Source organism: Pseudidiomarina sp. WS423 (genome assembly GCF_050750165.1).
GTDB lineage: Bacteria > Pseudomonadota > Gammaproteobacteria > Enterobacterales > Alteromonadaceae > Pseudidiomarina > Pseudidiomarina fusca.
The window spans coordinates 26,433-40,383 of record NZ_JBOJLN010000017.1 but is presented as its reverse complement, the minus strand read 5'-3'; the positions used below and the strand labels follow the sequence as shown (position 1 = coordinate 40,383).

Here is a 13,951-nt window from a genome sequence, read left to right as displayed (position 1 = left end):
GGCTTTCGCCAGCTTTTTTTGATTAATCTTCAACCACTAAATCGTCATCATCGCCACCGCTCACCTCAAATGCGTCATCGGTGTATCGGCTACGACCATACATACTGCCAACTTTAGGTCGGTTAATGCAAGCTTGATACTTAGACCAAGCCTTTTCTACCGCAGTATCGGCGGCCTTTTCACCACGCGCAACTGCCAACAAGGATTGCTCTTCAGCCGTTTGCGGTTCAATTTCGCCACTCATTAATGCAGCAATCATACTGCCGTGTTTAGCTAATAAATCGCTTTCACGGATAGAAAAATCACCTGAGCGGGCAAACCCATAAGGGTAGTTTTTGAAGTCGTTAAACGGCTTCTTAATAATCTGTTCACGGTTTAATGTTGCCATGATGTGCCTATCCTCCAGACCAACAACTCCAGAAAAACTGCGACGCCTCTATTCGTCAGTGACGATATAGAGGCGAAATGAGCTGTTGTCAACAGATTTATTTAAATTAATTTTGCGGCAGCGCTAATCAGAATTGATAATTAACCGTTATTCCAGCATGCAATCCCGCTTCTGCTAAGACTTCCAGACTAGGATCTGCTATCGGATACCCACTAACTCGGGAATTTTTCCAATAGCGTCTATCGGTTAAATTGAACAAGCCTGCACCGATGCTTAAGTCATCAGCTACAAACCAGCGATTCACCCAATCCACAGTGGCGTAACCAGGCGCTGAGAACAATAAGCTGCCATCGGCATCTTGTAATTCACGTTGCCCACGCACTGCCGTGAGGACCAAGCGCGATTCCCAGTCGTCATTACTATAACTCACTTCTAGGATAGCTTGAGGTGGCGCAACATCAGCTATGGCGAGGCCTGTTTCACGATCTTCACCACGACTGTATGCTAATGCCAGCTGACTACTCCACTGCCGATTCCAGTCTGCTTGCCACTCAAATTCAGCCCCTTCAATCACCACTTTATCGCGGTTAATCGATTGAAATATCAATAATTGCCGAACCGGATCAAAGCCCAAACTGGCGCGACTCTCAATAAAATCGCTATAACGATTGTGGAACACGGCCGCAGTTATTGAGTGACCGGTTAAACGCGCGCGTAAACCTGTTTCAAAGGTATAACCACGTTCGGCTTTCAAATCAGGATTGGCAATTGCCAAGACTCGAAACTGTGGATAATACAAGCCCACGTTAACATCACTAAAAGGCGGCGCCCGATAGCCACGTGCGTATTGCCCAAACCATTCAACCTGCTCGCTTACCGGCCACACTATACCAAACTTAGGTAGCCACGCAGATTCGGTTAAATCGGTAACCGTAGATTGTGGATAGCGCAATTCAAACAGGGCATCATGACGAGCCCGTAAACGGTAGTTCTCGTATCTTACCCCAGGGCTAATAACCGGTCCCTGCTCCCAGAGTTCGATTTCGTCATGCACATACATCCCAAACTCTGTCACTCTGCTACGCGGAAAATCACGCAGCGGGAAAGTCTCACCTAATAAAACATTGGTGCTAACTTGAGTGGTTAAATTGGTTTGTAAAGCGTCACGTTCATCAACTAAGCTTGAACTAATCCATTCAAAGCCGTAGCCAAGTCTATGGGCAAAGCCGACACTGTCGAACTGTTTAGCTAAGTCAGCACCGATGCCAGCGGTACGCTGGGTAAATTCAAAATCGCGCTGAATAAGCAACGGCTCGGGTAACAGCATACGCTCTTCATGGGAGTCTTGTTCGGTATCGCTGTATTGATAATATAACCGCCACTGGCCGGTATCGGCCCATGCTTGCGGTTCCATCTCTAAATCGATCAGAGCACGCCACTGCTGCCGAGCATCATCACCAGCCAAATAAGTGGTCGATGCTTGGCGACCTTCACCTAAACCAGAGCGGATATTCGTATCTCGACTCTCTTGCAAAGCGTCCAAGGTAAATTGCCAGCGGCCCCAGCTCGCATCCGTTGCTAATCGAGCTAATAGTCCTTGTTGGCGATGATGTTGCAAGTCACGGTCACTAGCAGCGACCCCCTCGCTTCGTAATTCTTGCCCATACTGTAATGCTGCAGCTAGCAGTAAGGAGCCGGACTGATTTGCATAGGCCTGCGCAGCCATCACTTTGGCACGATGACTATCGCTGTTATAGCCTAACTGCAACCGAGTACCGTAGTTGCTGCCGTATAGCACGTCATCGGCCTCAAGTAAGCTAATCGCAACCACCCCGCCCAAAGCTTTAGAGCCATACAAGGTGGACGCCGGTCCGCGTAGGATTTCAACACGGCTTGCCAGCCCTAGTTCCATTAAGCCACGACCGGTATCAGAAAATGCTCCAACCGAAAACTGGTCGGCTACTGGCACTTGGTCTATGACGATTGCGGTGCGGTTACCACCAATACCACGGATACGAAAACCGCTATCACCAAACCTACTACCACCGTCATCTATTTCTACTCCTACTTGATAGCGCACTAAGTCGGTTGCATTAAGCACCAAGTCGCGCTGCATTTGTTCTTCGCTAAGAACTGAAACTGTGCCAGCCACTTCAGAAAGTTGCCGTGGCTGCCGATGGGCAACCACGGTGATCACTTCTATATCAGCGTTACTACTAGTCACATCCTGTTGAAGAGCTTGCGCTGGCTGGGCTACTACAGTGAGCCCAGCCATTGCGCAATAGAGCGCTGTTTTTTTCACTATTAATAGACCTCGTTGCGAGTATTGTAGTTGTTAAACTTGCCAGTTGGAGTGACCATTTTCTCACCCTTAATGACATGCTTCAGCTTACGAGTTTTGTCGTCCACAATCACAATCGCCGACTCTTCTTCCTGACCACTCCATACCGAGAACCAAACTTCATCACCGGCCATGTTGTATTCAGGTTGCACGATCCGTTTTGGACCCGGACCTAAATCAGCCCACTCACCAATCGGTAAGGTATCAAAACCAGCGTCTAGGTTGTCAATATTGAAGACAGCTACCGACTGAGCAATTTTTGCATCAGGGTTAAATGGAGTATCTACCCAAAGGTTTTTTGATTTCGGGTGGGTTTTGATGAACAACGAACCACCACCTTGACCTTCTAACACGCGGACAACTTTAAAGGCGTTGTCTTTATGCTGCTCAGGGTCAGTACCAATCAGCGTGATATCTGCATTACCTAATGCACTAGTTGCCCAAACCGGACCGTATTTAGGGTCAACAAAATTAGCGCCACGACCTGGGTGCGGAATCCGTTTTACCGGAATTAGAGCTTCTAATTCACGCTCTAACGCATCCACTACTGCAATGGTGTCGTTCTCGTTGGCAGCAGTCATAAAGTAACGACCAGACCGATCCCAACCGCCGTCATGTAAGAACGGCGCCGCATCAATAGTAGTCACGCTTAAGTTATCGATATCTGAATAGTCCACCAGTTTAATTTGACCGGTTTCTTTCACGTTAACGATAAACTCAGGGTGTTTATGCGAACCAACAATTGCAGCTACTCGAGGCTCTGGGTGATACTCTTGAGTATCCACAGTCATACCGCGAGTCGATACAATTTTCTTCGGCTCTAACGACTGACCATCCATAAGTACATAGTGTGGCGGCCAATAAGCACCAGCTATCGCGATCTTATCCTCGTAACCTTTATAACGAGAGTTCTCTACTGAGCGAGCTTCAAGACCAATCTTAATTTCTGCGACTACTTGTGGCGGGAACATGTATAAATCGATCAAATCAATCTTACCGTCACGACCTATGGTGGTGAAATAACGACCTGAGCTAGAAGCACGAGAGATGTGCACCGCATACCCAGTTTTCACGTAGTTGAGTACTTTTTTGCTAGCACCATCAATAATGGCTACTTCGCCGGCATCACGCAGCGTAACCGCAAACATGTTATCTACGTCATAATCATGCTGAGGCTTGGCTGGGCGATCTTCTGGCTTCACGTGCACCACCCAACTATCTTTCATCTCTTTCATGCCCCACTCAGGAGGAGTAGGTGGCTCGTGCTGTAAGAAGCGCGCCATCATGTCAATTTGCTGCTCAGTTAATTCACCTGAGGTACCCCAGTTTGGCATACCACCTGGTGACCCGAAGTTAATCAGGGCTTTAAGATAATCCGTGCCTTTCTTCTGCGTGATATCAGTAGTTAAAGGTAGGCCAGTTGCGCCTTTTCGTAACACCCCATGACAACCAGCGCAGCGTTGGAAGTAAATTTCTTGGGCTTGCGCAAACTCTTCTTCACTAATATCTGGGGCGCCAGCAGTTTTCATCATCTTGCCACCAGCAATCGGTGATGGAGCACCTTTATAGCCCACTTCAGCAGCAGTAGAACCTGAGTGAGGTTGACCTTCGGCACGATCTTTAAGGCCTAACTCTACCCGCACATTTTCTACTTCTTGCTCAGTAACCTTGGCACCTTTGTTACCCCAGCTATTGAGCACATAGTTAGCAATATCAGCAATTTCTTCGTCACTGATATGCTGCATGGGGGGCATCACCGCATTGTACTTCTGGCCATTGACTTCAAGCGGGCCTGTCATACCTTTCAATACGGTGCGCACAACGTGTAATTTATCACCAGTAACATGTGGATTACCGGCTAACGGAGGAAAAGCACCAGCTAGACCTTTACCTGTTGCTTGGTGACAAGCTTGGCAATTGGTTTCATAGGCTTTTTTACCATCATCATCAGCCAGCACTGGACTGCTAGATGCAAAAAACATCAAGCCTAAGGTCGCAGCCATTAAAGATACTTTCGGGAACAACTTTGGTTTTAAAGAGTGGTTAGTTAAAGCTTTCATCGAAGGTCCTCCTTTGGACAGATGAATCATGAGACTACCGTGTCTAATATTAAGCGTAGACGTTGGTTAAAATTTGATCCATGTCACTGAAGGGAGGGAGACACCTGTGCTAGAGGGAGTACCTACAATAGAGTAGTAGGCACTCCGCTTATAGCTTCGATGGCGGCCGACTTAACGGAGAATAATCAACTCAGCAGCTAACGTTATCATTGCGCAAAATATTAAATCGATACCTTTAAACCCCAATCATCCCATGCAGCCTTAGCTAATTGTTCACGGAATTCAGGGGCGGCGATGCTAATCAATTGGCTAGCACGCTCAGATAAACTCTTAGCACGTAAGTTAGCCACGCCAAATTCAGTCACGACATAATGTACGTGGGCGCGCGTCGTAACAACGCCAGCGCCCGGACTCAACAACGAACTGATCCGTGATACTTTACCAGCACAGGCGGTCGCGGGAAGAGCAATCACTGAACGCCCACCTTCCGACAGGCTAGCACCTCGAACAAAGTCCATCTGCCCGCCCACACCTGAGTAAATACTAGTTCCCATAGAGTCAGCGCACACTTGGCCGCTGAGATCGATTTGTAAGGCACTATTAATCGCCATCACTTGCTTATTCTGGCGAATCACCGAGGTATCATTGGTATATTCAACGTCTAAAAAGGCAACTTGTGGATTATCATGCACAAAATCGTAAAGCTTCTGACTCCCCATGGCGAACGTGGTAACGATACGACCACGATGCTTGCGCTTACGGGAGTTATTGATCACGCCGCTTGCCACCAAGGGCAATACCCCATCAGAGAACATCTCCGTATGAATACCTAAGTCTTTGTGATTGCCCAAGCAAGCTAAGGTTGCATCGGGAATAGCACCGATCCCCATCTGCAGGCAATCGCCATCATTAATCAGTCCAGCTACACGCTCGCCGATTTTTTGCGTCACCGCATTCTGAGCCGGTTGTTGATGGATTGGCATCGGCGCTGCCGATTCAAAATAACGGTCAATCTGATTAATCGAAATAAAAGAATCACCGTGGGTACGTGGCATGTGCGGGTTCACCCAAGCAATGACTTTACGCGCCACCTGCAACGCGGCGCGGGTAGCTTCAACTGAAATCCCCAAACTACAATAGCCATGCGCATCAGGTGGCGATACCTGAATTAACACGGCATCAAGGGGCTGCTCACCCGAGCGAAATAACTTAGGAATTTCAGATAAAAACATCGGCACATAGTCGGCTAATCCTTGCTGCACGGCAGCGCGAGTAGACTTACCGACAAAGAAGGCTCGTTGGCGCAAATGGCCAACTAAAGCAGGATCGGAAAGAATCTCACTATGTTCTGTATGCAATTGCAGTAACGTTAAGTTTTGTCGATGTAGCGCGACCTCTGCTAGGCCTTGCAGCAATTTGTAAGGGGTTGCTGCCATAGATTGACACCAAATAACATCGTTATCCTCTAGAATAGCAAGTGCTTCTGCGGCATTCTGTACCAACATGGTGGCTCCTTTGGGGCAGTATCAAAATAAGATAAGGTTCATAGCTATGAAGTTATTCGTTATGCTCGGTGCAATCAATATGGCTATTGGGGTAATTCTTGGAGCATTTGGGGCACATAGCCTAAAAACATGGTTAACTGCAGACATGCTAGCGGTGTTTAATACTGGCGTCCAATATCAAATCTACCACGCATTGGGATTACTCATGGTGGCTGTGTTGATGATTCCGTATCCGAATTCAGGTGGTTTACGCACCGGCGGTTGGCTGTTATTAGCAGGGATTATTTTATTTTCGGGTAGCTTATATTTGCTAGCACTGACAGGTCATAAATTTTTTGGACCGATAACTCCCGTGGGTGGCTTATGTTTTATCGTTGGCTGGATCTGGCTATTTTGGGCCATGCTGAAGGAAATTTAATGGCCTCAGCAGCAACTGCTAAACAGCCCAGTAACAACTTTATTAGCGCCTGCGCTGGGCTGCTACTGGTTTGTTTTAGTCCGCAGGTACTGGCTAACGAGCTGGCTAGTTCACCGCCCTCTAGCTCAGCATCTACAGGCCCTATCCCAGTATGTTTCTATGGGCAACAGGTGCGAGGTCATAACTGCGAAGGTGATCCTCAATTACTCTCGGCTTTTGATTTTCGTCAATTGCCTGGCGCTGAACTGCAGGGGTATTTACCCACTCCCGCTCAACTCAAAGCTTGGCTGCAACACCCAACCCACGCCGATAATGTTAAACAACTCAAGCATGTAAGTGGTACCGATACCTACTTACTTACCAGCGAGTTTGTACGACATGGCTCCGAGTTTTTAGTCACCGCGATCGCACTCGACACCCGCCAAGTTGAGCTACGACCATGGCGACAACCGTTGTTGGTACTATTGTTGCGGCCCTGATAGGGCAGGTAATTTGGCGACTACTAGCGTCGAGCCAAACAACAATACCGTGGAAATAATGAGACAGGCGATAAATCCCCATTGTTGGTAAACCCAACCTGACAGTAGCGTGCCTAATAACCGCCCCATGGCATTGGCCATGTAATAGAAACCTACATCCAAAGAAACACCATCGCTACGAGCAAAGGCTACGATAAGATAGCTGTGTATGGATGAGTTCACCGCAAACAAGATACCAAAGATACCTAACCCCAGCATCATACTGGTCGCTAACGGCAGTTGCAGCCACAAAGCCAAAGCCAATAGCAGCGGACTGACCGTTAATGCAGCGCCCCAACCTATTGCTTGTCGCGTTGGCGTAGCTGCTGACTTTGCAGTGAACTGAGGTGCGCTAGCTTGCACTAGACCATATCCTATAACCCAAACTGCGAGAAAACTCCCTACCTGCCAATGCTGCCATTGCAAATGACTAGCTAGATAGACTGGCAACGCCACAACAAACCAAACATCCCGAGCACCAAACAGCAACATTCTTGCCAAAGCCAAAATATTGATGGGTTTACTTTTGGAGAGTAAATCACGGAATTTAGGTTTAAAGGTGGCTTTGCCGGTATCGCTGCGCAACAACCACAAACTGGCTAACCATACCGCGCTTAACATGCTCAACATCACCAATACGGCACCTTGAAAGCCAAGTAAAGTGAGCAATAGCCCACCGGCAAAAAAGCCGACTCCTTTTAAGGCGTTTTTAGAACCTGTTAATATCGCCACCCACTTATACAACTGGCCTTGTTGGGTGTCTGGCACCAGCAATTTGATGGTACTTTTAGCACTCATTTTATTAAGATCTTTGGCGATGCCCGATAAGGCTTGCGCCAACATGACCCAGAGCACTGTGAGCCAGTGGCTTGGCACTAACAGCATCGCTAAAGCTATCAGCTGAATAGCTAAACCAATATTCATGGTGCGATTCAAGCCCCAGCGGGCCCCTAACCAACCACCAACTAAATTGGTAATCACCCCAAACAGCTCATAAAAAACAAACAGCATAGCTACCGCTAAAGCACTGTAGCCCAACTGATGAAAGTGCAGCACCACCAGCATGCGCAAGGCACCGTCGGTGAGAGTAAAGGCCCAATAATTACCCGTGACTAGTAAGTATTGACGCACAGCTGGTGATAACTGCTGCAGCATTTACGCCACCTTCTCAATTAATTCAACGGTACGGTTGGCATAGCCCCATTCGTTGTCATACCATGCGTAAATTTTTACTTGGGTACCATTAATAACCTGGGTTGATAGGGCATCAATAATGCTCGAGCGTGGATCGGTTTTGTAATCAATGGACACTAAAGGCCGTTCTTCGTAGCCTAAAATCCCCTGCAATTGATGCTCAGCAGCCTCTTTTAGCCAACCATTCACCTCTGCTACTGTGGTTGCTCTATTCACTTCAAACACACAGTCGGTTAGCGAGGCATTCGCCAATGGCACTCGCACCGCATGGCCATCAAGCTTACCTTTCAGCTCGGGGAAAATTTCCACTATCGCGGTGGCCGAACCGGTCGAAGTTGGAATCAAGCTCATGCCACAAGCACGTGCACGACGTAAATCCTTATGTGGTGCATCTAGAATACTCTGGGTGTTGGTCAAATCATGAATCGTGGTGATCGAGCCGTGCTTGATACCTATGTTATCTTGCAGAACTTTCACCACTGGCGCTAAACAATTGGTGGTGCAGGATTCAGCGGTAATAATCCGGTGTTTCGCAGCATCATAAAGATGGTCATTAACTCCCATCACTAGATTTAACGCACCTGGTTCTTTGACTGGTGCAGACACCACCACTCGCTTCACGCCTTGCTGCAGGTATTCGTTGAGCACAGCTACCGTCTTCATTTTGCCGGACGCTTCAAGCACGATATCGCAACCTGACCAATCGTTTTCTGCGATAGTTTTGTATTGTGAAAACTTGATGATGTTGCCGCCAATCTGTAAGTTTCCATCCACCGCACTTGCTTCATGCTCCCAGCGGCCGTGTACGGAATCAAAATTGAGCAAATGCGCAAAGGTCTCTGCTGCAGCGCCAGGGTCGTTGACTTGAACAATTTCTAAGGCTGGATTTTGCCAGGCAATTCGTAAGGCCAAGCGACCAATTCGTCCTAATCCGTTAATACCTACTTTTACTGTCATACTTCCTCCTTTGGCGTAGCGTTAGTAACGCACGCACTATGTTGGGCTACTGCTAGCTGTGGATTGTAATCTGCAGTAGCAGCGATTACTTTTTTCATCCAGTCGGGCAGCGCCGGATTCAAGCGATAATAAACCCAGCGCTGATCTTTACGGTCTAACAACAAACCGTAATCTCGTAATTGCGCTAAATGGCGAGAGACCTTAGGCTGCGACATTCCGGTCAATTCTACCAAGTCGCACACACAGCGCTCCGTGCCACTGACGAGTATGCAAATCATGGTGAGTCGTAACGGATCCGCCAGTACCTTAAAAAGTTCTTCGGGGCGATTAAATAAATGCGCTTGTCCCGCTCGCTTGCGTTGAATCAACAAGAACATCCGAATCCGCTCACTGAGCTCTTGCGCGGTGCGTTGAAAAGCTTGGCTATCGTTACTGCTGGCAGGATCAGGAAAATCCCAAGCAATGAACTGACTACCTGAATAGTCGCTTTGACACTCATGTCGTGCCCTATCACATAAACTAATCACATAATCAAAACGACTATCTGCAAATTCATCCAGATGTTTTGCACGTAAACCGCTGGTATCGATATTCATGGCGGACAAGGTTGAGATCACGGCTGGATTGATCTGAGCAGGCGCCGTGCCAGCGCTGGCAATCACATCTTCAGGATCAGCAAATTGCCGCATAATGGCTTCCGCGAGCAATGACCGTGCAGAATTAGCAGTACATAGGAATAAGACCTTCATTGCTACCTCATGGTTAACTTCATGAGGCTCATCATATATGGAAATCCGTATGTAATGCAAGATATATATGGATTTCCATATATATGCATTTATAAATTAAATAGGCTAAATAACAGGCACAAAAAAACCCGAGAGCCTGAAGCTTTCGGGTTTTCGGAATTTGGAGCGAGAAACGAGATTCGAACTCGCGACCCCAACCTTGGCAAGGTTGTGCTCTACCAGCTGAGCTATTCTCGCAGATGTCGACGTTGGAGCGAGAAACGAGATTCGAACTCGCGACCCCAACCTTGGCAAGGTTGTGCTCTACCAGCTGAGCTATTCTCGCAATCGTCAACGAGGGCGTATTCTACGGATTCGCCTTTTTTCGTCAACCCCTTTTTTGCATGTTTATGACGCTTTGTGCGGATTTCCGTCGATTGTTGTACTAATTACCAACAATCCAGTCGCAATTCTGAGCTATTCGGGTAATTTGAAAAAATGCTCACGATAATATTTGAGCTCTTCTATCGATTCACGAATATCTGCTAGAGCGGTATGGGCGCCCTGTTTCGTTAAGCCGGCGGCCACGTCTGGCGCCCAGTATTTCGCCAGTTGCTTTACCGTACTAACATCTAAATTGCGATAATGAAAAAATTGCTCAAGTTTAGGCATATGACGCGCTAAAAAACGGCGATCTTGACCGATACTATTACCACACATGGGCGATGTTCCAGGGGTAACCCACTGTTGTAGAAACTCAATAGTCGCCTGCTCGGCAGCAGCATCATCTAAGGTGCTTTCTTGCACTCGCTGCACTAAACCAGAACCCGTGTGCGTGCGCACATTCCAATCATCCATCTTGGCCAAATGAGCTGGCGGTTGATACACCGCTAAGACGGGCCCTTCAGCCAGTACGTTCAACTGGTAATCGGTGATGATGGTGGCGATTTCAATGATATGGTCATGGTCAGGCTCAAGCCCTGTCATCTCGAGGTCAATCCAAATCAACCGTGCGGCTGCGCTCATAGTAGTTCCTTAACGGCTATGCTGATGAAGTTTAAAGCACTATTGTGCGTAATAATGTATGATTATGGCTAGTGTTTAGCGGAATTAATTTTACATGGCGAAACAACGCAAGCTCAATAAAGGTCAACTACGACGGATGCAGGCCAATCAACAAAAGCGTCTGCAACAAGCTGAAGCCCCAGCCACGCCTGAGTTAGAGACAGATGCCTCTAGTTTAGGAGCGCCTGAAGCAGGAACTGTGGTTAGCCGCTTTGGCCAGCAGGCCATTATCTGCACCCCCACCGAGCCCGATCTACGTTGCCATATTCGCCGCTCGGTAGACTCCTTAGTGTGTGGTGATGTGGTGGTATGGCGGCGTTTGCAACAGAGCACCAACGATGTAGTCGGTGTGATCGAGGCGGTACAGCCACGCAGCTCCTTACTAAGCCGTCCTGATTACTATGATGGCTTGAAGCCCGTAGCCGCAAATGTCGATCAGATTTTGATTGTGTCTAGCGTATTGCCGGCTTTTTCAACGCAAATCATTGATCGCTACTTAGTCGCTTGTGAGGACATTGAAGTCACCCCAGTGATCATTCTCAATAAAGCTGACTTATTAGCTGACATTGAAGCCGACGCAGCTGCTGAGATTCAATCTGCACTGGCCATGTATCAGGCGATTGGCTATCAGGTACTACAAGTAAGCGCCAAACAAGCCGCTAGCCTGATCAGTTTGCAACAGGTGTTAGATGACCATGTCTCTATCGTAGTCGGTCAATCTGGGGTTGGTAAGTCCTCACTTGTTAACGCATTACTGCCCGAAATAGACGCAGAAGTAGGCGCCGTTTCAGATAACTCTGGCTTAGGTCAACATACCACAACGGTTGCTACGCGTTACCCGCTGCCCAATGGCGGTGTGTTAATCGATTCGCCTGGTATTCGGGAGTTTGCCCTTTGGCACTTAGAGCCCGAACGCGTGGCTTGGTGCTTTAAAGATTTTCGACCCTATTTAGGGCGTTGTAAATTTCGTGACTGCAAACACTTAGATGATCCTGAGTGTGCGTTACAACAGGCCGTAGAAACAGGTGATTTATATGCGCTGCGCATGTACAATTTTCACCGTATCATTGAGTCGATGACGCTGAAAAAGCCATCGCGCGTAACACCTCGAGGAAAAAAATCGTGAACTGGGATTCGGTAAAAATTCAAGCTCAACATTGGACCCCCAAGCATGCGCTATCTCGCTTAGTGGGCCGTTTTGCGGCAGCCAAGGCCGGTTGGTTTACCCAGCTATTTATTCGTTGGTTTATCCGCCAGTACAAGATCAATATGAGCGAGGCGCTGCACGAAGATCCGCGCGCCTACAAAACCTTTAATGAGTTTTTCACGCGCCAGCTCAAACCTGAATTGCGCCCCTTAAAAGCAGCTGCAGAGCATGAGTTTGCTCATCCGGTCGACGGTGCTATTAGCCAGTTAGGCGATATCGAAGATGGCCGGATTTTTCAAGCTAAAGGGCACGATTACAGCTTAACTGAACTGCTTGGTGGTGATCCACGAGACTCCCATCCATTTAAAAGTGGTGATTTTGCGACCATTTATTTAGCGCCGAAAGATTATCACCGTATTCACATGCCTTGTGATGGCGTGTTGCGCAAAATGATTTATGTGCCGGGTGATTTGTACTCAGTAAATCCTTTCACCGCTGCCAATGTACCCAATCTCTTTGCGCGCAACGAACGCGTGGTCTGTATTTTTGATAGCGAGCACGGTCCCTTTGCGATGGTCTTGGTCGGTGCCACCATTGTCGCCAGCATTGGCACCGTATGGTCGGGTACCGTAACCCCTCCACGCGGACCTAGCGTCCACAGCTGGAACTATCCGAGCTCAGGTGAGCAAGCCATCGTGCTGAAAAAAGGTGAAGAGATGGGTCACTTCAAACTTGGCTCTACGGTTATCCTGACCTTTCCAGACGACATGATTGATTTTGCGGATGAGCTAGAGCCTGGTTCTGTCACCCGCATGGGTGAGCTCTTAGGCACCTTGGACGACTAGCCATTTACCCATAACCTATCGCCAAGTAAGGATGAGTTAGCATGCTTATTTTTGCGCATCGAGGTGCTAGCTTCGCGGCCCCAGAAAACACTCTGGCCGCTTTTGCGGCAGCCATCGATGCGCAGGCCGATGGCATTGAGCTAGATGTCTATCCCTTGGCTGATGAATGGATTGTGTTCCATGACCGTTACCTAGCACGCTTAGCAGCCCAGCCGGGGCGCTTAAGTGATCTAAGCCTAGCCCAGGTACGCCAACTGCAAGTATTTGGGCAGCAACCGGTGCCCACCCTGGCTGAAGCACTAGCCTTCATTAATGGTCGTTGTGCCGTCAATATTGAGCTCAAAGGTGCGGATATCCAGCGTGGCTTGAGCAAGCATTTATTGCATGCCATCAAGCAACATCACTTCAAGTTCTCACAACTCATTATTTCAAGCTTTAATCACCATTGGTTGCAGCAGTTTAAACGCGACCACCCGCAATTCAGAATTGGTGCACTCACGTCCTCATGTGGGCTTCATTACGCAGCTTTTGCGAGTGAACTCAATGCTTGGTCAGTACATATTGATGTCGATTTTGTTACCCCTGCCTTTATTGCTGACGCCCATCGGCGGCAACTCAAAGTCTTGGTCTATACGGTAGACGAGCCAGAGGACATGCGGGAACTACAAGCGATGGGTGTGGATGGGATTTTCACGAACAACCCGCAATTGGCGGCTAATGTATTGCGCGGCTTACCGGTAACCGCAAGAGAAGCGACGCAACTGGATTAATGGGCATCCAGTTAC

The 13,951-nt window shown here is 48.2% G+C and carries 13 protein-coding genes and 2 tRNA genes; 5 read left to right on the top strand and 10 right to left on the bottom strand.

The window, feature by feature from the left end; translation table 11 throughout:
- Positions 1-22 precede the first annotated feature (22 nt).
- The 4 genes from maoP to ACQ661_RS11370 all read right to left on the bottom strand — a co-directional run bounded on the left by maoP (position 23) and on the right by ACQ661_RS11370 (position 6,294).
- A complete protein-coding gene (maoP, locus tag ACQ661_RS11385; RefSeq protein WP_431668368.1) occupies positions 23-388 on the bottom strand; it encodes a DUF413 domain-containing protein in 366 nt (121 codons plus the stop codon).
- A 127-nt stretch (positions 389-515) separates the two neighbouring features.
- Positions 516-2,690 (bottom strand): TonB-dependent receptor domain-containing protein, encoded by a 2,175-nt coding sequence (locus tag ACQ661_RS11380; RefSeq protein ID WP_431668367.1) that lies wholly within the window; start codon positions 2,688-2,690, stop codon positions 516-518.
- 2 nt (positions 2,691-2,692) lie between these two features.
- A complete protein-coding gene (locus ACQ661_RS11375; RefSeq protein WP_431668365.1) occupies positions 2,693-4,789 on the bottom strand; it encodes a cytochrome D1 domain-containing protein in 2,097 nt (698 codons plus the stop codon).
- A gap of 221 nt (positions 4,790-5,010) precedes the next feature.
- Positions 5,011-6,294, bottom strand: coding sequence for an acetyl-CoA hydrolase/transferase family protein (locus tag ACQ661_RS11370; protein WP_431668363.1), 1,284 nt, complete (start codon positions 6,292-6,294; stop codon positions 5,011-5,013).
- A 46-nt stretch (positions 6,295-6,340) separates the two neighbouring features.
- Here ACQ661_RS11370 and ACQ661_RS11365 point away from each other — a divergent pair, with 46 nt between their 5' ends.
- Both ACQ661_RS11365 and ACQ661_RS11360 read left to right on the top strand, forming a co-directional pair.
- Entirely contained in the window at positions 6,341-6,712 is a 372-nt protein-coding gene (locus ACQ661_RS11365) for a DUF423 domain-containing protein (RefSeq protein WP_153827101.1), read from the top strand.
- Positions 6,712-7,191, top strand: coding sequence for a hypothetical protein (locus ACQ661_RS11360; RefSeq protein ID WP_431668361.1), 480 nt, complete (start codon positions 6,712-6,714; stop codon positions 7,189-7,191). The genes ACQ661_RS11365 and ACQ661_RS11360 overlap by 1 nt, the downstream gene beginning before the upstream one ends.
- On the opposite strand, the gene arsJ is transcribed toward ACQ661_RS11360, so the two are convergent.
- The 6 genes from arsJ to orn all read right to left on the bottom strand — a co-directional run bounded on the left by arsJ (position 7,174) and on the right by orn (position 11,135).
- Positions 7,174-8,385 (bottom strand): organoarsenical effux MFS transporter ArsJ, encoded by a 1,212-nt coding sequence (arsJ, locus tag ACQ661_RS11355; protein WP_431668360.1) that lies wholly within the window; start codon positions 8,383-8,385, stop codon positions 7,174-7,176. The two genes, ACQ661_RS11360 and arsJ, sit on opposite strands and share 18 nt — an antisense overlap.
- Positions 8,386-9,381: an ArsJ-associated glyceraldehyde-3-phosphate dehydrogenase gene (locus tag ACQ661_RS11350; protein WP_431668358.1), complete on the bottom strand. Its 996-nt coding sequence runs from the start codon at positions 9,379-9,381 to the stop codon at positions 8,386-8,388. It abuts the gene before it with no gap.
- Positions 9,378-10,130 (bottom strand): metalloregulator ArsR/SmtB family transcription factor, encoded by a 753-nt coding sequence (locus tag ACQ661_RS11345; RefSeq protein WP_153827098.1) that lies wholly within the window; start codon positions 10,128-10,130, stop codon positions 9,378-9,380. Before ACQ661_RS11345 ends, ACQ661_RS11350 begins: the two co-directional genes overlap by 4 nt.
- A 161-nt stretch (positions 10,131-10,291) precedes the next feature.
- Positions 10,292-10,367 (bottom strand) — tRNA-Gly (locus tag ACQ661_RS11340).
- A 12-nt stretch (positions 10,368-10,379) separates the two neighbouring features.
- Positions 10,380-10,455 (bottom strand) — tRNA-Gly (locus ACQ661_RS11335).
- Between the two features lie 131 nt (positions 10,456-10,586).
- Positions 10,587-11,135 (bottom strand): oligoribonuclease, encoded by a 549-nt coding sequence (gene orn, locus ACQ661_RS11330; protein ID WP_110075459.1) that lies wholly within the window; start codon positions 11,133-11,135, stop codon positions 10,587-10,589.
- A gap of 94 nt (positions 11,136-11,229) precedes the next feature.
- On the opposite strand from orn, the gene rsgA reads away from it, so the two are divergent.
- The 3 genes from rsgA to ACQ661_RS11315 are packed head-to-tail and all read left to right on the top strand — an operon-like array spanning position 11,230 to position 13,936.
- Positions 11,230-12,300, top strand: a complete 1,071-nt coding sequence (gene rsgA / locus ACQ661_RS11325) for a small ribosomal subunit biogenesis GTPase RsgA (RefSeq protein ID WP_313933319.1) — start codon at positions 11,230-11,232, stop codon at positions 12,298-12,300.
- Positions 12,297-13,166 (top strand): archaetidylserine decarboxylase, encoded by an 870-nt coding sequence (gene asd / locus ACQ661_RS11320; RefSeq protein WP_416380906.1) that lies wholly within the window; start codon positions 12,297-12,299, stop codon positions 13,164-13,166. Before rsgA ends, asd begins: the two co-directional genes overlap by 4 nt.
- Positions 13,167-13,207: 41 nt before the next feature.
- Positions 13,208-13,936 carry a glycerophosphodiester phosphodiesterase gene (locus tag ACQ661_RS11315; RefSeq protein WP_153827096.1) on the top strand — a complete coding sequence of 243 codons (729 nt, stop codon included), beginning with the start codon at positions 13,208-13,210 and terminating at the stop codon, positions 13,934-13,936.
- The last annotated feature ends 15 nt before the right edge of the window (positions 13,937-13,951 follow it).

Bases quoted from the DNA above. Each gene is read 5' to 3' on its own strand.
- ACQ661_RS11365 (WP_153827101.1), top strand. From the start codon at position 6,341: ATGAAGTTATTCGTTATGCTCGGTGCAATCAATATGGCTATTGGGGTA.
- ACQ661_RS11315 (WP_153827096.1), top strand. From the start codon at position 13,208: ATGCTTATTTTTGCGCATCGAGGTGCTAGCTTCGCGGCCCCAGAAAAC.
- ACQ661_RS11345 (WP_153827098.1), bottom strand. From the start codon at position 10,130: ATGAAGGTCTTATTCCTATGTACTGCTAATTCTGCACGGTCATTGCTC.
- maoP (WP_431668368.1), bottom strand. From the start codon at position 388: ATGGCAACATTAAACCGTGAACAGATTATTAAGAAGCCGTTTAACGAC.
- ACQ661_RS11360 (WP_431668361.1), top strand. From the start codon at position 6,712: ATGGCCTCAGCAGCAACTGCTAAACAGCCCAGTAACAACTTTATTAGC.
- rsgA (WP_313933319.1), top strand. From the start codon at position 11,230: ATGGCGAAACAACGCAAGCTCAATAAAGGTCAACTACGACGGATGCAG.
- arsJ (WP_431668360.1), bottom strand. From the start codon at position 8,385: ATGCTGCAGCAGTTATCACCAGCTGTGCGTCAATACTTACTAGTCACG.
- ACQ661_RS11375 (WP_431668365.1), bottom strand. From the start codon at position 4,789: ATGAAAGCTTTAACTAACCACTCTTTAAAACCAAAGTTGTTCCCGAAA.
- orn (WP_110075459.1), bottom strand. From the start codon at position 11,135: ATGAGCGCAGCCGCACGGTTGATTTGGATTGACCTCGAGATGACAGGG.
- ACQ661_RS11370 (WP_431668363.1), bottom strand. From the start codon at position 6,294: ATGTTGGTACAGAATGCCGCAGAAGCACTTGCTATTCTAGAGGATAAC.
- ACQ661_RS11350 (WP_431668358.1), bottom strand. From the start codon at position 9,381: ATGACAGTAAAAGTAGGTATTAACGGATTAGGACGAATTGGTCGCTTG.